At 59.9% G+C, this 17,615-nt stretch carries 14 protein-coding genes, 4 tRNA genes and 2 other RNA genes; 15 read left to right on the top strand and 5 right to left on the bottom strand.

Going from position 1 to position 17,615, the window contains the following annotated elements; all coding sequences use genetic code 11:
* Positions 1–32: 32 nt before the first annotated feature.
* The 7 genes from wecG (at position 33) to MC269_RS17720 (ending at position 1,705) form a co-directional block, all read left to right on the top strand.
* Complete coding sequence (wecG, locus tag MC269_RS17750) at positions 33–773, top strand: lipopolysaccharide N-acetylmannosaminouronosyltransferase (protein ID WP_239953194.1); 741 nt, start codon at positions 33–35, stop codon at positions 771–773.
* Between the two features lie 159 nt (positions 774–932).
* Positions 933–1,009 (top strand) — tRNA-Arg (locus MC269_RS17745).
* 94 nt (positions 1,010–1,103) lie between these two features.
* Positions 1,104–1,179 (top strand) — tRNA-His (locus tag MC269_RS17740).
* A gap of 16 nt (positions 1,180–1,195) precedes the next feature.
* A tRNA-Leu gene (locus MC269_RS17735) sits at positions 1,196–1,282 on the top strand.
* A 25-nt stretch (positions 1,283–1,307) separates the two neighbouring features.
* Positions 1,308–1,384 (top strand) — tRNA-Pro (locus MC269_RS17730).
* A 32-nt stretch (positions 1,385–1,416) separates the two neighbouring features.
* Positions 1,417–1,545: non-coding RNA, RtT sRNA (locus tag MC269_RS17725), on the top strand.
* Positions 1,546–1,577: 32 nt separating this feature from the next.
* Positions 1,578–1,705: non-coding RNA, RtT sRNA (locus MC269_RS17720), on the top strand.
* A gap of 773 nt (positions 1,706–2,478) precedes the next feature.
* Here the strand turns inward: MC269_RS17720 and hemY are convergent.
* From hemY to hemC, 4 genes are read right to left on the bottom strand one after another with little or no spacing between them, the layout of a single operon-like run.
* Positions 2,479–3,675 (bottom strand): protoheme IX biogenesis protein HemY, encoded by a 1,197-nt coding sequence (gene hemY / locus MC269_RS17715; RefSeq protein WP_239953193.1) that lies wholly within the window; start codon positions 3,673–3,675, stop codon positions 2,479–2,481.
* 4 nt (positions 3,676–3,679) lie between these two features.
* Positions 3,680–4,816 (bottom strand): uroporphyrinogen-III C-methyltransferase, encoded by a 1,137-nt coding sequence (gene hemX, locus MC269_RS17710; protein ID WP_081137924.1) that lies wholly within the window; start codon positions 4,814–4,816, stop codon positions 3,680–3,682.
* A 24-nt stretch (positions 4,817–4,840) separates the two neighbouring features.
* Positions 4,841–5,581 (bottom strand): uroporphyrinogen-III synthase, encoded by a 741-nt coding sequence (hemD, locus tag MC269_RS17705; protein WP_239953192.1) that lies wholly within the window; start codon positions 5,579–5,581, stop codon positions 4,841–4,843.
* A complete protein-coding gene (gene hemC, locus MC269_RS17700) occupies positions 5,578–6,519 on the bottom strand; it encodes a hydroxymethylbilane synthase (protein WP_239953191.1) in 942 nt (313 codons plus the stop codon). Before hemC ends, hemD begins: the two co-directional genes overlap by 4 nt.
* Before the next feature lie 317 nt (positions 6,520–6,836).
* Here hemC and MC269_RS17695 point away from each other — a divergent pair, with 317 nt between their 5' ends.
* From MC269_RS17695 to corA, 8 genes are all read left to right on the top strand, one after another.
* Positions 6,837–9,395, top strand: coding sequence for a class I adenylate cyclase (locus MC269_RS17695; RefSeq protein ID WP_239953190.1), 2,559 nt, complete (start codon positions 6,837–6,839; stop codon positions 9,393–9,395).
* Positions 9,396–9,529: 134 nt separating this feature from the next.
* Positions 9,530–9,748 (top strand): lipoprotein, encoded by a 219-nt coding sequence (locus MC269_RS17690; protein ID WP_081137931.1) that lies wholly within the window; start codon positions 9,530–9,532, stop codon positions 9,746–9,748.
* A 29-nt stretch (positions 9,749–9,777) separates the two neighbouring features.
* Entirely contained in the window at positions 9,778–10,602 is an 825-nt protein-coding gene (gene dapF / locus MC269_RS17685; RefSeq protein WP_239953189.1) for a diaminopimelate epimerase, read from the top strand.
* Positions 10,599–11,303 carry a DUF484 domain-containing protein gene (locus tag MC269_RS17680; protein ID WP_081137933.1) on the top strand — a complete coding sequence of 235 codons (705 nt, stop codon included), beginning with the start codon at positions 10,599–10,601 and terminating at the stop codon, positions 11,301–11,303. Before dapF ends, MC269_RS17680 begins: the two co-directional genes overlap by 4 nt.
* Positions 11,300–12,202 carry a tyrosine recombinase XerC gene (gene xerC / locus MC269_RS17675; protein WP_239953188.1) on the top strand — a complete coding sequence of 301 codons (903 nt, stop codon included), beginning with the start codon at positions 11,300–11,302 and terminating at the stop codon, positions 12,200–12,202. Before MC269_RS17680 ends, xerC begins: the two co-directional genes overlap by 4 nt.
* Positions 12,199–12,915: a 5-amino-6-(5-phospho-D-ribitylamino)uracil phosphatase YigB gene (gene yigB / locus MC269_RS17670; protein WP_239953187.1), complete on the top strand. Its 717-nt coding sequence runs from the start codon at positions 12,199–12,201 to the stop codon at positions 12,913–12,915. The genes xerC and yigB overlap by 4 nt, the downstream gene beginning before the upstream one ends.
* A 98-nt stretch (positions 12,916–13,013) precedes the next feature.
* Positions 13,014–15,176: a DNA helicase II gene (uvrD, locus tag MC269_RS17665; RefSeq protein ID WP_239953186.1), complete on the top strand. Its 2,163-nt coding sequence runs from the start codon at positions 13,014–13,016 to the stop codon at positions 15,174–15,176.
* A 297-nt stretch (positions 15,177–15,473) separates the two neighbouring features.
* The gene (gene corA, locus MC269_RS17660; protein ID WP_081137941.1) at positions 15,474–16,427 is read left to right on the top strand and encodes a magnesium/cobalt transporter CorA; all 954 of its coding nucleotides are present in this window, start codon (positions 15,474–15,476) and stop codon (positions 16,425–16,427) included.
* A gap of 252 nt (positions 16,428–16,679) precedes the next feature.
* Here the strand turns inward: corA and rarD are convergent, their stop codons facing one another.
* Positions 16,680–17,588 (bottom strand): EamA family transporter RarD, encoded by a 909-nt coding sequence (gene rarD / locus MC269_RS17655; RefSeq protein ID WP_081137943.1) that lies wholly within the window; start codon positions 17,586–17,588, stop codon positions 16,680–16,682.
* Between the last annotated feature and the right edge of the window lie 27 nt (positions 17,589–17,615).

Below are 17,615 nucleotides of genomic sequence, written 5' to 3'. Positions count from 1 at the left end.
CTCTGGGCACAACGGGAAGATAAGACTCGACCATGACAAGGTTACCGGAAACGCCGCAGTATGATATCCGCGGCGTGTCGCTGTATGGCTTCGACAGTATGTCCGCCTTTGTGGATTTTCTGCTGCCGGAGGAGAGCGCGCGCAGCGGGACGCTGGTGGCGATAAATGCCGAGAAGATGCTGACGGCGGAGCACGACGAGGCGCTGCGTGCGCTGTTGCAGGAGGCGGAGTTCAAATATCCCGACGGCATCAGCATTGTGCGCTCTATCCGTAAGAAGTATCCGCATGCGGCGGTGCAGCGCATCGCGGGCGCCGACTTATGGGAAGGATTGATGGAGCGCGCCGGCCGGCAGGGCACGCTGGTGTTTTTAATCGGCGGCCGCCAGGCGGTGCTGGATGAGACCTGCGATAAGCTGCGTCGGCAGTGGAATGTGAATATCGTCGGCGCGCAGGACGGTTTTTTCGCCCCTGCCGACCGTGATGCGCTTTTTGCCCGCGTCGCCGCCAGCGGCGCGCGTATCGTGACCGTTGCGCTGGGGTCGCCGCGTCAGGAACTGCTGATGCGCGACTGTCGCGCGCGCTGGCCGCACGCGCTCTATATGGGCGTGGGCGGCACCTATGATGTGTTTACGGGTCATGTGAAGCGTGCGCCGAAGATTTGGCAGCGTCTGGGGCTGGAGTGGCTCTATCGGCTGATTCGCCAGCCCAGCCGGCTGCGTCGTCAGCTAAAACTGATCAAATATTTGCGCTATCACTGGCGTGGCGATCTCTGATCTGACTGATTACTTCGGCCTTTTTTCGCTGAGGAAATAGCCAAAGTGCTCTATTCCTCGACGAAATGCACAAAGCGTAATCAAACGCGTTTTTTTATTAAAAAAGCACTGGACAGTATCACCCCAAGTCCGTAGTATGCCCATCCGCAACGGCGCTACGCGCCCGTAGCTCAGCTGGATAGAGCGCTGCCCTCCGGAGGCAGAGGTCTCAGGTTCGAATCCTGTCGGGCGCGCCATTTAGTTTGTGCGCAGGAGCTGCGGTGGTTACATTACCGCGTTAATAAAGAGTTACATGGTGCAGGTCGTTGGCTTGCAACATACCGAATTGTGGTGGCTATAGCTCAGTTGGTAGAGCCCTGGATTGTGATTCCAGTTGTCGTGGGTTCGAGTCCCATTAGCCACCCCAGATTTTGCTGGGATACGCGAAGGTGGCGGAATTGGTAGACGCGCTAGCTTCAGGTGTTAGTGTCTTAACGGACGTGAGGGTTCAAGTCCCTCTCTTCGCACCAGGCAAATCAAAACAATAAAAATTATCGGCGAGTAGCGCAGCTTGGTAGCGCAACTGGTTTGGGACCAGTGGGTCGGAGGTTCGAATCCTCTCTCGCCGACCATTTTATAAACCTGCTTGAAAAAGCAGGTTTTTTTTCGTCTGTAGAAAAAGAGGATGAGAACCTCCGAAGGAGGTTTGCGCCGAGCGTAGCGAGACAACGTTGCGCAGCAACGGCCCGAAGGGCGCTTATCGAAGATAAGCGTAATCCTCTCTCGCCGACCATTTTATAAACCTGCTTGAAAAAGCAGGTTTTTTTTCGTCTGTAGAAAAAGAGGATGAGAACCTCCGAAGGAGGTTTGCGCCGAGCGTAGCGAGACAACGTTGCGCAGCAACGGCCCGAAGGGCGCTTATCGAAGATAAGCGTAATCTCTCTCGCCGACCATTTTATAAACCTGCTTGAAAAAGCAGGTTTTTTTTCGTCTGTAGAAAAGCGGGTTGTGAGGTTGTGGGCTGCTGTTTGCAAGCTTTGTGCCGACGCGTATGGCATGGACGGATCGCAAAGTCGCTGTACGCATCCCTGCGCGCTCGGCCCGCGTGATACGCACCTCATCCCTGAGGTGCGCCCGTAAACGGGCCAACGCTGCGCGTTGTTCAAAAACGCTCCTGGCGTTTTTGTCCTTGTCGCGGGACGCTTTGCTCTTCCGTCCATGCCATTCGCGTTTTAGCTGAAGAGCTGTCTATTTGTCGCTTTCCAGAGACAATTAACCCGTTGATTTAATTATCCTTACAGGAAGATGATATTTGCTGTCTCAATATTGAGACAGCAAACCGATAGTTTGTCGTTTTTTGCCGACAACCGGTGAGTAACCGCGCAGACTGAATAATGCCATGTGATTGAAAATACAGGCTTTACTATATTCCCAGCAACCTGGCACGCCTTGTGCAATAATTATCGCGTAGATGCTCATTCCACCTCTTATGTCTGCTGATGCTGCATAAACCTGGGAATGACGCAGAGCCACTTTTGGGTACCCGTTGTCTGCCTGCCTGTATCGCTTACGCCTTACAGGATCAACAGACATACCGTTGAGTCGGGTACCTCAGGGTTGTCTTACCGACCTGATCTTACACCTGCTTCTGGCAGGTGTTTTTTTTGCGCCAGATAATGGGCAAAAAAAAGCCGGGCAAGCCCGGCGTAAACAAGTAACAACAACATTAAGCATTCGGGTTGTTTTTCAGCGTCAGCAGTAAGCCTTCGCGGCGCATTTTCGCCGCTTCTTCTGGACGATGCATACGGTCGTAGACATCCGCCAGCCACGCATAGTCGAACGCGTCGGGACGCTGCGCCAGCGCCTGCTGGAACGCCTCGGCGGCCTGCTGCCATTCGCCGTGGCGCATCAGCAGCTGGCCCAGCGTGCTGTGCAGCAGCGGCGTCGCGCCGTGCTGCTTGATCTGCTGGCGCAGCGCTTTCTCCAGCGCTTCCGGATTGCTGCTCTTAATGCACGGCATCAGCAGCACCAGACGATCGTCATAGTGGCGCTTCAGGCCGTCGAGAACGATCTCCTGCGCGGTCTGGTGATCGTCGCACTCGATCAAATGATCCGCCATCGCCACCTGCAGCGCCGTTTGCTGACGCGTTTTACGGCTGAGATTCGACCACCAGCGCTTCAGGCCGTCGCTGCCCTGATCGGCCATCGCCTGATTCATCAGACCCAGCCACGCCTGCTGCTGTAGATCGGCGCGATGCTGCTCATCGCCCACCTGCGACTTTTCCATCGCCGGCAGAATGTCGATCAGGGAACTCCATGCGCCGGTACGCAGGTAAGCCTGCTCCGCCAGACGCAGCACTTCCGGGTGACGCGGCGCGACTTCCAGCAGGCGATCGATGCCGTGACGCGCGGCGTGATCTTCATTACGCGCCAGCAGAATGCGTGCGCGGGTGATTTCAACCGGGATCACGTCGTTGTCCGACAGCTCGGCGGCGCGCTCAAGATGCTGGTTAGCGCGGATTTCATCGCCGCGCTGCTGCGCCGCCTCGGCCGCCAGCAGGTAGTTGGCCACCGGCACGTCGGCGTGATCGGCGTCTTTCGACAGCAGCTTCTCAACCTGGCGATGATCGCCTTCGGCGAGCTTCATCAGCGCGGTCTGGGTGTGGCGCTGCGCGCGGCGACGCTTACGGCCGGTAAACCAGCCGCGGGTGCGCGCGCCGGTGCGAAACAGGCGGCGCAGCAGCCACTCCACGCCAAGAATGATTAGCAGGCTGATAATCAGAATGATCGCCAGGCCCGTGACGCTGGTTTCCACATTCCAGTTGTCGGTCTGAATCAGCACATAGCCCTGATGGCCGGCGATCATCGGACCGACCACAATGCCGGCGATCAGCAGAACGAACAGGATAAATACCTTAAGCATGCGCTTAGCCTCCTTGCGGCTGGTCAGCGGCGACGGAAGGCTGCGCAATCAGATTGCGCACGCGCGTCTGCATCAGCTTATCGATAAGCGGCTGACTTTCCAGATTGTCCGGCAGGTTCATATTAATGCTCTGCTGGCTCAGTTCATCCAGCTGCGCCAGAAAGGCTTTGGTCGCCGGATCGTTGGTGTCATACCAGGCGCGCACCCAGCTGGAGACGGTGTCGATCGACTGTTTATAGATCTCATCTTGGTGACGCGGCACCGCCTGGGCGGCGATCAGCAGACGCGAGCGAATATTTTCGCGCAGATAAACGTCCTGGTTTGGCGCCAGCAGCGGCTGCGCCGTGTTGTCGCGACGGCGGATGGTGATGAAGTCATCCATAAAGTTATGCCAGCTTTTCACCAGATTCTGACGCCATTCGCGCAGCGAAGAGGTCAGCTCGCCGCCGTCGCTGTCCATCGGCGCGTCGTCGCTGTCGTTGTCCGCCAGGCGCAGGTTGTCGACGCCGTTCGACAGCTGGTTCAGCTTAAGAATGATGCCGTCGTAATCGATCTGGTCGATGGCCGACAGCGTGCTGATATCCTGCGTCAGCGCGCGGCGCACGCTGGTGACGCTGGGATCGTTCATATCGGCCAGGCTGGCGTCGGCGCTTTTCAGCAATGCGGCGGCGGTGGTGACGTCCTGATCGCTCCAGAGCTTGCGGCCCGCCAGTTTCACCAGGTAGTCCGCCTGCGATACCAGCCAGGCGTGCACGTCATTCCCGGAGATCGTGGCGACCTTTTCGCGCAGGGTTTCCAGCTCTTTCGCTGTCGCGGCCTGCTGGGTGCGCGCGTCGTTCAGCGCGTTTTGCGCGCTGCTCAGCTGCTGCGCCAGCTGCTGTTTGTCGCTGCCCGCTTGCTGCTGCAAAGCGTTCAGCTTATCGCTCAGGCTTTGATTCGCCTGCGCCTGAAGTTCAGCCTGATGTTTTCCGTTAAGGTATAAACCCGCGCCGGTCGCCAGCGCGATAATAATCGCCACCGCGCCCAGCACCATGCCGCCGCTCTTTTTGTCGCGCGGCGGTTGCGGGCGGGAAGAGGGCGAAGTGTCTGCCGCTGGCGTCGTCTCTTCAACCGTGGCGGAGGTCGCTTTTTGTTCCGTCATCTGTGGCACATCCCATGATTAAGTTCAGCGTAACGCGCGCAGCAGCGCGTCGTTATCGGCCCCATCAGCTACCTGAATATCCTGCCAGCCCAGTTCACTGGCCAGCGTAGCCAAACGTTCGCTGACGACAATCAGTCGACAGCGCAATAACCATTCCTCGCGATCGACCGCAGGGAACAGAGAAAACAGCTGTTGTAACATTTCGCCGCTGCTGACCACCAGCGTTGTGATGCCGCGGTTGCGCCAGCGTCGACCTTCAATAGCGCCGTCGTAGTGTTTGTGACAGCGCTGATAGCACTGACTAAACGTGACCTCGGCGCCGCGTGCGGCCAGCGTTTCCGCCAGCAGTTCGCGCCCGGGATTTCCTCTTAAAATCAGCGCTTTCTTACCGGAAACCCGCTGCAACGCCGCCAGGTTGATCAGCGCCTCGCTGGTTTCCTGCGCGTGCGGATAGTCGACGTGTCGACCGCTGGCGGTGTGAAACGCCAGCGCGGTGCTGCGACCAATTGCATAATAGTCTACGTCTGCGGGCCACGCTGCGTTGTGACGCGCCAGCGCAGGCTGCGCATGGCGGATCACCTGCTGCGAGAGCAGAAACACCAGATCGCTGGCGCGCAGCGCAGCCAGCTGTTGCGGCAGGCGATCAAGATCACTGCCCGGCGCAAACTCGATCAGCGGCAGCGTCCACGCCTCGCGGCCGAGGCTGCGCAGGCGGGTCGCCAGCTCGCTGGCGGCGGGTTCCGGGCGCGTGACCAGGATAGTCATGCAGGCGGCTGCCCTTGATAAACCTCGCGCAGAATATCGCGCGCGCCGTTGCCGAGCAGCTCTTCGGCGAGCGAAACGCCCATCGCTTCCGCTTCGGCGCGAGGGCCGCGACGTTCGCCGCGCACCATGACGCTGCCGTCCGGCGCGCCAACCAGGCCACGCAGCCAGAGCTGGTCGCCTTCCAGCAGCGCAAAGCTGCCGATCGGCACCTGACAGCCTCCTTCCAGCCGCGTGTTCATGGCGCGCTCCGCCTTCACGCAGATGGCGGTGTCGTCATGATTAAGCGCCTGCAGCAGGCCGATCAGCTCGCTGTCGTCGAGACGACACTCAATGCCGACCGCGCCCTGACCCACGGCGGGCAAGGAGATTTCCGGCGGCAGCGGCTGGCGGATGCGTGATTCAAGATCCAGGCGCTTCAGTCCGGCGGTCGCCAGGATAATGGCGTCATAGTCGCCCGCGTCGAGTTTCGACAGGCGGGTGCCGACGTTGCCGCGCAGCGAACGGATCACCAGATCTGGTCGGCGCTCGCTAATCTGGCTCTGGCGACGCAGGCTGGAGGTGCCGACCACCGCGCCCTGCGGCAGGGCGTCCAGCGAGTCGTAGTGGTTTGAGACGAAGGCGTCGCGCGGATCTTCGCGCTCGCAAATCGTGACCAGCCCTAATCCCTCAGGGAACGCGACCGGCACATCCTTCATTGAATGCACCGCGAGATCGGCGCGATTTTCCAGCATCGCCAGCTCAAGCTCTTTGACAAACAATCCCTTGCCGCCCACTTTCGCCAGCGGCGTATCAAGAATAATGTCGCCTTTGGTCACCATCGGCACCAGCTCTACGCGCAGGCCCGGGTGCGCGGCCATCAGGCGCCGCTGGACATAATGTGCCTGCCAGAGCGCAAGGGGACTTTGTCTTGTAGCAATTCTGAAAATTTTGTCTAACATGCTGTTAACCATTTTGATCGTTCACCGAATATCCTATCATTGTCGGCTGATGGCTGACAGTTTCAACGGATTATTTGACCGGGATAGCGGCAACCGGCACCCGGCAGAAGAGGATAACGCGGCAAGCGGCGTCCGAAAGCGCAGGACGCGAACAGGAACGTGCTAAACTGTTAAGTAGCGCAACTTTCTTTACGGTCAATCTGCCAGGTGTTAGATTGATCACGTTTCCAGCAATAATCTGCCCAACTTTTTCGATTACAAAGCGGCAGGTTTCGGAAACAGGTTGCTTAAACACTGGGACAATCAGGCGAAACGTCTTGTACCTCTACATTGAGACACTGAAACAGAGACTGGATGCCATTAATCAGCTGCGCGTCGATCGCGCGCTGGCTGCGATGGGACCTGCTTTCCAGCACGTATACAGTCTGCTGCCGACCTTACTACATTATCATCACCCGCTGATGCCAGGTTACTTTGACGGTAACGTTCCCCGAGGCATCAGCTTCTTCACGCCTGAAGAAAATCAGCTGGCGCTGATGCGAGAGCTGGCGGGCAGCCATGAGCTGACGCTGGACGTGTCGCGCAGCGGCGAAATGCCGATCACCGCTATCTATTCGATGGGCAGCACTTCGTCAGTGGGGCAGAACAGCGTTTCCGATCTCGATATCTGGGTCTGCCATCAATCCTGGCTCGACAATGAAGAGCGCCTCAACCTGCAGCGCAAGTGCACGCTGTTGCAGAAGTGGTGCGTCTCGATGGGCGTGGAAGTCAGCTTCTTTCTGATTGATGAAAACCGCTTCCGCCATAATGAAAGCGGCAGCCTGGGCGCGGAAGACTGCGGCTCGACGCAGCATATTTTGCTGCTGGACGAGTTCTACCGCACCGCCGTGCGCATGGCGGGCAAACGCATTCTGTGGAATATGGTGCCGTGCGAAGAGGAACATCACTACGACGACTATGTGATGTCGCTCTACGCGCAGGGCGTGCTGACGCCCAACGAGTGGCTCGACCTGGGCGGACTGGGCACGCTGTCGGCAGAAGAGTATTTCGGTGCCAGCCTGTGGCAACTCTATAAAAGCATCGACTCGCCCTATAAGGCGGTGCTGAAAACCCTGCTGCTGGAAGCCTACAGCTGGGAATATCCCAACACGCAGCTGCTGGCGATGGATATCAAACAACGACTGCACGACGGTGAAATCGTCAGCTTCGGCCTCGATCCTTACTGCATGATGCTGGAGCGCGTGACGCACTACCTGACCAGCGTGGACGATCAGCCGCGCCTCGATCTGGTACGCCGCTGCTTCTATTTGAAAGTGTGCGAGAAGCTGAGCGCCGACGAAAACAGCAGCCGCTCAGGCTGGCGCCGCGAGATCTTGTCGCAGCTGGTGAAAGAGTGGGGCTGGGACGAAGAGAAACTGGCGATCCTCGACAACCGCGGCGGCTGGAAAATCGAACGCGTGCGCGAAGCGCATAACGAGCTGCTGGATGCGATGATGCAGAGCTATCGCAACCTGATCCGCTTTGCGCGTCGCAACAATTTAAGCGTCAGCGCGAGTCCGCAGGATATCGGCGTGCTGACGCGTAAACTGTACGCCGCGTTCGAAGCGCTGCCGGGCAAGGTCACGCTGGTCAACCCGCAGATTTCGCCCGACCTGTCGGAAGAGAACCTCACCTTTATTCATGTGCCGGCGGGCCGCGCCAATCGCTCAGGCTGGTATCTCTATAACCAGGCGCCTGACATGAGTTCGATCATCAGCCATCAGCCGCTGGAGTATAACCGCTACCTGAATAAGCTGGTGGCCTGGGCGTGGTTCAACGGCCTGCTGACCAGCAAAACGCGGTTGCATATCAAAGGCAACGAGATCTGCGATCTGGCGCGCCTGCAGGAGCTGGTGCACGACGTCTCCTCTCACTTTCCGCTGCGTCTGCCCGCGCCGACGCCGAAGGCGCTCTACAGCCCATGCGAAATCCGCCATCTGGCGATTATCGTCAACCTTGAGCATGACCCGACCGCCGCTTTCCGCAATCAGGTGGTGCACTTCGACTTCCGCAAGCTCGATGTCTTTAGCTTCGGTCAGCAGCAGCAGTGCCTGATCGGCAGCATCGATCTGCTCTACCGCAACTCGTGGAACGAGGTGCGCACGCTGCACTTCAGCGGCGAACAGGCGATGATCGAAGCGCTGAAGACCATTCTGGGCAAAATGCATCAGGACGCCGCGCCGCCGGATACGGTAGAGGTCTTCTGCTACAGCCAGCACCTGCGCGGGCTGATCCGCACCCGCGTTCAGCAGCTGGTGTCTGAATGCATTGAGCTGCGTCTCTCCAGCACGCGTCAGGAGCCGGGCCGCTTTAAGGCGCTGCGCATGGCGGGACAGACGTGGGGACTCTTCTTCGAACGCATGAGCGTCTCGGTGCAGAAGCTGGAGAACGCAGTGGAGTTTTACGGCGCCATCTCCAACAACAAGCTGCACGGCCTGTCGATCAAAGTGGAATCGAACCAGACGCCGCTGCCGCCGGTGGTAAACGGCTACGCCAGCGAAGGGATTATTCAGTTCTTCTTCGAAGAGACCACCAACGAGCAAGGGTTCAACATCTATATTCTGGATGAAACCAACCGCGTCGAGGTCTATCACCACTGCGAAGGCAGTAAAGAGGAGCTGGTGCGCGACGTCAGCCGGTTCTACTCCTCGTCGCACGATCGCTTTACCTACGGCTCGAGCTTTATCAACTTCAATCTGCCGCAGTTCTACCAGATCGTGAACACCGGCGATCGCTTCCAGGTGATCCCGTTCCGCAGCCAGACGCTGGCCCAGCTCTGCGCGACGCAGCCGGATAACGATAACGGCGACTATCAGCCGCGCTATCAGGTGCACTGACGCCGCGCTCGCCGCGCGGCCCTTTCCTTATTGAACTGTCACCGCGCGCACGTGAAATGCGGGGATTTCCTGTTGCTTTTCCATCTTCAACTGCGATGATAAGCAACCAGGTTAAGGACAGAAGAGCAGAAAAGATGAAGAGAGTAAAAAGCCTGTTGGCAATGGCGCTGGCGCTCGCGAGCCTGGCAGGCTGTGGACTAAAAGGACCGCTTTACTTCCCGCCCGCCGAACAGCCAAAGACGCAAACGCCTCAGCAGGCTGAGCAGCAGAAACAGCAGCAGCAGCAGCGCGCGGCGCAGGCCGATACCAAAGGACTGGTGAGCGGCGGCAACGCCAGCATGTCAGCAGACTAATCGTAATGGCGCACCCGGCGGAGCAAAAAATGCAGTTCTCCAAAATGCACGGCCTTGGCAACGACTTTATGGTGGTCGACGCCGTGACGCAAAACGTCTTTTTTTCGCCGGAGCTGATTCGCCGGCTGGCGGATCGCCATCTGGGGATCGGTTTCGATCAGCTGCTGATCGTCGAACCGCCTTACGATCCCGATCTCGACTTTCACTATCGCATTTTCAACGCCGACGGCAGCGAAGTGGCGCAGTGCGGCAACGGCGCGCGCTGTTTCGCCCGTTTTGTGCGGCTGAAAGGGCTGACCAACAAAAGCGAGATCCGCGTCAGCACGCAGACCGGACGCATGGTGCTGAGCGTGACGCCGGACGAACTGGTGCGCGTCAATATGGGCGAGCCGAATTTCGAGCCGCAGCAGGTGCCGTTTCGCGCCAATAAAGCGGAAAACCTCTATCTGCTGCGCGTCGCCGAACAGACGGTGATGTTTGGCGCGGTGTCGATGGGCAATCCGCACTGCGTGATCCAGGTCGACAGCGTGCAGACCGCCGCGGTCGAGACCCTGGGCCCGTCGCTGGAGAGCCACGAACGCTTTTCCGAGCGCGTCAACGTCGGCTTTATGGAAGTGGTCTCGCCGGAGCATATTCGCCTGCGCGTCTACGAGCGCGGCGCGGGCGAAACCCAGGCGTGCGGCAGCGGCGCCTGCGCCGCGGTTGCCTGCGGCGTCCAGCAGGGCATTTTGTCGCCGAAAGTGCGCGTCGATCTGCCGGGCGGCACGCTGCATATCGCCTGGAAAGGCGCCGGTCAGCCGCTGTTTATGACCGGCCCTGCCACACACGTTTACGATGGGTTTATTCATCTATGAAAAATATCGAAGAGCAGGCTGACAACACGCTCCTGCTGGACGATCAGGCTGTTAACCTCTATCTGCAGCAAAATCCCGACTTCTTTATCCGCAACGCCCGCCAGGTTGAACAGATGGCGGTGCCGCATCCGGTGCGCGGCAGCGTGTCGCTGGTGGAGTGGCATATGGCGCGCCAGCGCAACCATATTCAGCGGCTGGAAGAAGAGATCACGCTGCTGATGGAGCAGGCGAGCGCCAATCACGAGCTGTTTGATCGGCTGCTGGCGCTGCAGGGGCATCTGGCGGCGGCCGGTTCGCTGCAGGATATGCTTAATCGCCTGCAGCGCTGGGCGCGCGATCTGGGACTGGCGGGCGCCAACCTGCGTCTGTTCGCCGATCAATGGCGGCTGGGCGCGCCCTCGGAGTTCGTCCAGCTCGGCCTGTCGCGCCAGGCGTTCGAGCCGCTGCGCATCCAGCGTTTCGGCCAGCAACACCATTTTCTCGGCAGCCTGAACGGCCCGGAGCTGCTGCTGCTGCTGCCGCAGGCCAAGGCGATCGGCTCCGTGGCGATGTCGCTGATGGGCGAACGCGGCGAGCTGGGCGTGCTGATCTTCAGCAGCCGCGACAGCCAGCACTATCAGGCCGGGATGGGCACGCTACTGCTGCAGCATCTGGCGCAGATGATGCCAGAGCTGCTGCTGCGCTGGGTAGAACGCGCATGAGCGCGCTGCAGGCCGTCGTCGACGAATTCCTGCGCTATCTCAGGGTCGAGCGTCAGCTCAGCCCGCTGACGCAGGAAAACTACGCGCGCCAGCTGGCGACGCTGACGGAGATGGCGGAAGAGATGAAGCTCAGCAGCTGGGCGGCGCTGGAGCCTGCGCAGGTGCGCAGCATGGCGTCGCGCAGTCGCCGCGCCGGGTTAGGCGCCAGCAGCCTTGCGCTGCGGCTCTCGGCGCTGCGCAGTTTTCTCGACTGGCAGGTCAGCCAGGGCAAACTCTCTGCTAATCCCGCCAAAGGGGTTTCCACGCCGCGCAACGCGCGTCATCTGCCGAAAAATATCGACGTCGACGAGGTCAATCAGCTGCTGGAGATCGACCTTAACGATCCGCTGGCAGTGCGCGACCGCGCAATGCTGGAGGTGATGTACGGCGGCGGGCTGCGCCTGTCGGAGCTGGTGAATATAGACTGCCGCCACGTCGACTTCGAGGCGGGCGAGGTCTGGGTCACCGGCAAAGGCAGCAAAGAGCGGCGCGTGCCGATCGGCCGCACCGCCGTCGCCTGGCTGGAACGCTGGCTGCCGCTGCGCGCCAGCTTCGGCGGCGAGGATGACGCGCTGTTTCTCTCCAGCCGCGGCCGCCGCATTTCGGCGCGCAACGTGCAGAAGCGCTTCGCCGAATGGGGCGTGAAGCAGGGCGTCGCCAGCCATATCCATCCGCACAAGCTGCGCCACTCGTTCGCCACCCATCTGCTGGAGTCGAGCGGCGATCTGCGCGCGGTACAGGAGCTGCTGGGCCACGCCAGTCTGTCGACCACGCAGATCTATACCCATCTCGACTTCCAGCATCTGGCGACGGTGTATGACGCTGCGCACCCCCGTGCCAAACGAGGAAAGAACGAATGAAGTTTTACCGTCCGTTACGCGCCGTGAAGGCGATCACCTTCGATCTCGACGATACGCTCTACGACAACTATCCGGTGATCCGCAAAACCACCGCCGAATCGCACGCGGCGCTGCAGGCCTACCATCCGTCGCTGCGCGAATTCACGCCGCGCGATTATCAGGCGCTGCGCGACGAGCTGCTGGCGCGCGAGCCAGATATCTACCACGACGTGTCGGAGTGGCGTCGACGCTCGGTCGAACTGGCGCTGCTCAACGCCGGACTCTCCGCGCAGGAAGCGACGACGGGCGCCGATGAAATCATGGGCGTCTTTCACCACTGGCGCAGCCAGGTGGAGATGCCAGAAGAGACGCATGAGACGCTGAAGGCGCTCGGCGCGAAAGTGCCGCTGGTGGCGATCACCAACGGCAACGCGCGCCCGGAGCAGCTCGGCATTGCCGACTACTTTCAGTTTGCGCTGCGCGCCGGGCCAGACGGCCGCGCCAAGCCTTATCAGGATATGTACCATCTCGCCGCGCAGCGGCTCGGCCTGGCGCCGGAGCAGATCCTGCACGTGGGCGACGATCTCACCACCGACGTGGCCGGCGCGCTGCGCTGCGGCATGCAGGCGTGCTGGATCAACCTGCGCGGCGGCAACCTGATGCAGATTGCCGACGCGCGTCTGTTGCCCCATGTCGAAATTTCGCGATTGGCATCCCTGACCTCACTGTTATAATGGCTGTAGATTTATCCAGTCGTGCCCTGAGTCATGCGCCTTGCCGCAAGCCGAATGATTCAGGGCGCGCTTTTTGTTTTCTTAGATAGACGGTGCCTATGGACGTTTCTGATCTGCTTAACGGTTTGAATGACAAACAGCGCGAAGCCGTGGCGGCGCCGCGCAGCAACCTGCTGGTGCTGGCAGGCGCAGGCAGCGGAAAAACACGCGTCCTGGTGCACCGTATCGCCTGGCTACTGTCGGTAGAGAACTGCTCGCCCTATTCGATTATGGCGGTAACCTTTACCAACAAAGCGGCGGCGGAGATGCGTCACCGTATCGAACAGCTGATCGGCACCAGCCAGGGCGGCATGTGGATCGGCACCTTTCACGGCCTTGCCCATCGTCTGCTGCGCGCGCACCATCTTGATGCTGGTCTGCCGCAGGATTTCCAGATCCTCGACAGCGAAGATCAGCTGCGCCTGCTGAAGCGCCTGATCAAGGCGATGAACCTGGATGAGAAGCAGTGGCCTGCGCGTCAGGGCATGTGGTACATCAACGGCAAGAAAGATGAAGGGCTGCGCCCGAAACATATCGAAAGCTACGGCAACCCGGTGGAGCAGACCTGGCTGCGCATCTATCAGGCGTATCAGGAAGCGTGCGACCGCGCCGGGCTGGTGGATTTCGCCGAGCTGCTGCTGCGCGCCCATGAGCTGTGGCTGCACAAGCCGCATATCCTCAATCACTATCGCGAACGCTTCAGCAATATTCTGGTGGATGAGTTTCAGGATACCAATAACATTCAGTACGCTTGGATCCGCATGCTGGCGGGCGACAGCGGTCGGGTGATTATCGTCGGCGACGACGATCAGTCGATCTACGGCTGGCGCGGCGCGCAGGTCGAGAACATCCAGCGCTTCCTGCAGGATTTCCCGGCGGCGGAGACCATCCGCCTCGAGCAGAACTATCGCTCCACCAACAATATCCTGAAGTCGGCCAACGCCCTGATCGCCAACAATAACGGCCGTCTCGGCAAAGAGCTGTGGACCGACGGCAGCGATGGCGATCCTATCTCTATCTACTGCGCCTTTAACGAGCTGGACGAAGCGCGCTTCGTGGTCAACCGCATCAAAACCTGGCAGGAGAGCGGCCACGCCCTGCAGGACTGCGCCATTCTCTACCGCAGCAACGCCCAGTCGCGCGTGCTGGAAGAGGCGCTGCTGCAGAGCAGCATGCCGTACCGCATTTACGGCGGCATGCGCTTCTTCGAGCGTCAGGAGATCAAAGACGCGCTCGCCTATCTGCGCCTGATCGCCAACCGCAACGACGACGCCGCCTTCGAGCGCGTGGTCAATACGCCGACGCGCGGCGTGGGCGATCGCACGCTTGACGTGGTGCGGCAGACCGCCCGCGAACGGCAGATGACGCTGTGGCAGGCGACGCGCGAGCTGCTGCAAACCAAAGCGCTGGCGGGGCGCGCCGCCTCGGCGCTGCAGCGTTTCTGCGAGCTGGTCGATTCGCTGGCAGGCGAAACCGCCGAGATGCCGCTGCATGTGCAGACCGACCGCGTCATTAAAGATTCCGGCCTGTGGGTGATGTATGAGCAGGAGAAAGGCGAAAAGGGCCAGGCGCGTATCGAAAACCTTGAGGAACTGGTGACGGCGACGCGCCAGTTCAGCTATCAGGATGAAGATGAAGATCTGATGCCGCTGCAGGCGTTTCTGTCGCACGCCGCGCTGGAAGCGGGCGAAGGCCAGGCCGACAAGTGGCAGGACGCGGTGCAGCTGATGACGCTGCACTCGGCGAAGGGGCTGGAGTTCAGCCAGGTCTTTATCGTCGGCATGGAAGAGGGCATGTTCCCGAGCCAGATGTCGATTGACGAGGGCGGCCGTCTGGAAGAGGAGCGCCGTCTCGCCTATGTCGGCGTGACGCGCGCCATGCTGAAGCTGACGCTGACCTACGCCGAGTCGCGTCGACTCTACGGCAAAGAGGTTTATCATCGGCCGTCGCGCTTTATCGGCGAGCTGCCGGAAGAGTGCATCGAAGAGGTGCGCCTGCGCGCCAGCGTTAGCCGTCCGGTCAGCCATCAGCGCATGGGCACGCCGGTGACGAAAAGCGATAGCGGCTTCTCGCTGGGCCAGCGCGTCAAACATGCCAAATTCGGCGAAGGCACCATCATCAATCTGGAAGGCAGCGGCGAACACAGCCGCGTGCAGGTGGCATTTCAGGGGCAGGGCATCAAGTGGCTGGTGGCCGCTTATGCGAAGCTGGAAACCGCTTAGTCACCGGTTGACGACTTTTTCGTCTCAGCGTAACATGCGCGCACTATTATCAAGAGAGGACAATGCCTTGGATACGCCCAGTCGATGCTGGCTCAGTCACCTGGTTACCAGGAATAACATCTAAGGCTACCTCTTTTTGCTGGTAGCCTTAGCGGTTATCAGCGACCTCCCTTTTGTATCCCGTCGCACGAGTCAGCACTGATTCACCTTTTGAACGAGCGTTTCCGTGTTCAGGCGTTGCCGTGGCCGATCGGCCAACGGCCTTGTCCCATTTAGTCTGCAATGGGGAGTATTGCTATGCTGAGCGCATTTAAACTGGATCGCAGCCGCCTGACGCGTCTGGAGCTGGAAGACCAAAACGACAAACTGACCACCTCGGTCTGGGTCGATCTGATCGAGCCGGAAGAGGGCGAGCGCGACCGCGTGCAGAGCGAGCTGGGGCAGAGCCTGGCGACGCGTCCCGAGCTGGAGGATATCGAAGCCTCGGCGCGTTTCTTCGAAGATGAAGACGGTCTGCATATTCACTCTTTTTTCTTTTACGAGGATGCGGAAGATCACGCCGGCAACTCCACCGTGGCGTTCACCATCCGCGAAGGGCGTCTCTATACGCTGCGCGAGCGCGAGCTGCCTGCGTTTCGCCTTTATCGCATGCGCGCCCGCAACCAGACGCTGATCGACGGCAACGCCTTTGAGCTGCTGCTGGATCTGTTCGAGACCAAAATCGAGCAGCTGGCGGATGAGATCGAGAATATCTATAGTGCGCTGGAGAAGCTCAGCCGCGTGATTATGGAAGGGCAGCAGGGCGAGGAGTATGACCAGGCGCTGTCGCGTCTCGCCGAGCTGGAAGATATCGGCTGGAAGGTGCGTCTCTGCCTGATGGATACCCAGCGCGCGCTCAATTTCCTGGTGCGCAAGGCGCGTCTGCCGAACAACCAGCTGGAGCAGGCGCGCGAGATCCTGCGCGACATCGAGTCGCTGCTGCCGCATAACGAATCGCTGTTCCAGAAGGTTAACTTCCTGATGCAGGCGGCGATGGGTTTTATCAACATCGAGCAGAACCGCATTATTAAGATCTTCTCGGTGGTGTCGGTGGTGTTTCTGCCGCCGACGCTGGTGGCGTCAAGCTATGGGATGAACTTCGAGTTTATGCCGGAGCTGAAGTGGAGCTTTGGTTATCCGGCGGCGATTGGTCTGATGATCCTCGCCGGCCTGGCGCCTTATCTCTATTTCAAACGCAAGAACTGGCTGTAACGTTTCAAACCGCACGGCCTAATCTTACAGGCCGCAGAGACGTTAACGAGCGAATGGCTTGGCCCGAAGAGCAAAGCGTCCCGCGACAAGGACAAAAACGCCGGGAGCGTTTTTGAACAACGCAACGCGTTGGCCCGTTTACGGGCGCCCCTCAAGGATGAGGGGCGTATACGCGCGGGCCGAGCGAGCAGGGATGCGTAAAGCGACTTTGCGATCGGGCCATGCCATTCGCGCAGGCACCAAACTTACAGACTAAGCAGTCCGCTTTATCGCGCGTCGGCTACGCAGCGTCGCCACCACCGCATCAAAAATAAACACCGCCAGCGCCAGCCAGATAAACGCGAACGTCACCATCTTGTCGGGCGTGATGGTCTCGCCGTAAAACAGCACCGCCAGCAGGAACATCAGCGTCGGACCGAGATACTGGAAAAAGCCGACGGTAGAGAGGCGCAGCCGCGTACAGGCGGCGGCAAACAGCATCAGCGGAATGGTGGTTACGATGCCCGCCGCCACCAGCTTCAGGTTCAGACTCAGCGGGTTGGCGCTCAGGTGACTGGTCGGGGTATCGGCAACGCCGAACAGATAGATCGCCGCCAGCGGAAACAGCCACAGCGTCTCGATCAGCATGCCGCTCTGCGCATCGACCTGAATCTTTTTACGCACCAGGCCGTAAAAGGCGAAGCTCAGCGCCAGCCCGAGCGCGATCAGCGGCACCGAGCCGAACTGCCACAGCTGCACCAGCACGCCAATTGCCGCCAGCAGCACCGCCAGCCACTGCAGGCGGCGAAAGCGCTCGCGCAAAAACAGCATGCCGAGCACCACGTTAATCAGCGGGTTGATAAAGTAGCCGAGGCTCGCTTCCAGCATATGCTGGTTATTCACCGCCCAGATAAACAGCAGCCAGTTGCCGCCGATGGTCACGGCGGTTAGCGCCAGCAGCAGCACCTTTTTCGGCTGCGCCAGCACGCTGCGCACCTGCGTCCAGCTGCGGCTCAGGCTGATCAGCACCAGCATAAAAAGCGCCGACCAGATGACGCGGTGGGTCATGATTTCTGTCGGGGGAACGGTTTTGACCAGCTTGAAGTAGGCCGGGGCGATGCCCCAGATAAAGTAGGCGCCGAGCGCGAAGCCAATGCCCTGGCGAGTCTGTTGCGTATCCATAAAAAAGCGTCCGGAAAAAAATGAATT

Origin of the sequence: Pantoea sp. Z09 (assembly GCF_022394795.1) — a bacterium.
Classification (GTDB): domain Bacteria; phylum Pseudomonadota; class Gammaproteobacteria; order Enterobacterales; family Enterobacteriaceae; genus Pantoea; species Pantoea latae.
This window is presented reverse-complemented; position numbering and strand designations above follow the sequence as displayed.

Coding starts and splice junctions, on each gene's coding strand:
- hemX (WP_081137924.1), bottom strand. CDS start 4,816: ATGACGGAACAAAAAGCGACCTCCGCCACGGTTGAAGAGACGACGCCA.
- yigB (WP_239953187.1), top strand. CDS start 12,199: ATGAAGTTTTACCGTCCGTTACGCGCCGTGAAGGCGATCACCTTCGAT.
- hemD (WP_239953192.1), bottom strand. CDS start 5,581: ATGACTATCCTGGTCACGCGCCCGGAACCCGCCGCCAGCGAGCTGGCG.
- dapF (WP_239953189.1), top strand. CDS start 9,778: ATGCAGTTCTCCAAAATGCACGGCCTTGGCAACGACTTTATGGTGGTC.
- wecG (WP_239953194.1), top strand. CDS start 33: ATGACAAGGTTACCGGAAACGCCGCAGTATGATATCCGCGGCGTGTCG.
- MC269_RS17690 (WP_081137931.1), top strand. CDS start 9,530: ATGAAGAGAGTAAAAAGCCTGTTGGCAATGGCGCTGGCGCTCGCGAGC.
- rarD (WP_081137943.1), bottom strand. CDS start 17,588: ATGGATACGCAACAGACTCGCCAGGGCATTGGCTTCGCGCTCGGCGCC.
- corA (WP_081137941.1), top strand. CDS start 15,474: ATGCTGAGCGCATTTAAACTGGATCGCAGCCGCCTGACGCGTCTGGAG.
- MC269_RS17680 (WP_081137933.1), top strand. CDS start 10,599: ATGAAAAATATCGAAGAGCAGGCTGACAACACGCTCCTGCTGGACGAT.
- xerC (WP_239953188.1), top strand. CDS start 11,300: ATGAGCGCGCTGCAGGCCGTCGTCGACGAATTCCTGCGCTATCTCAGG.
- hemC (WP_239953191.1), bottom strand. CDS start 6,519: ATGTTAGACAAAATTTTCAGAATTGCTACAAGACAAAGTCCCCTTGCG.
- uvrD (WP_239953186.1), top strand. CDS start 13,014: ATGGACGTTTCTGATCTGCTTAACGGTTTGAATGACAAACAGCGCGAA.
- hemY (WP_239953193.1), bottom strand. CDS start 3,675: ATGCTTAAGGTATTTATCCTGTTCGTTCTGCTGATCGCCGGCATTGTG.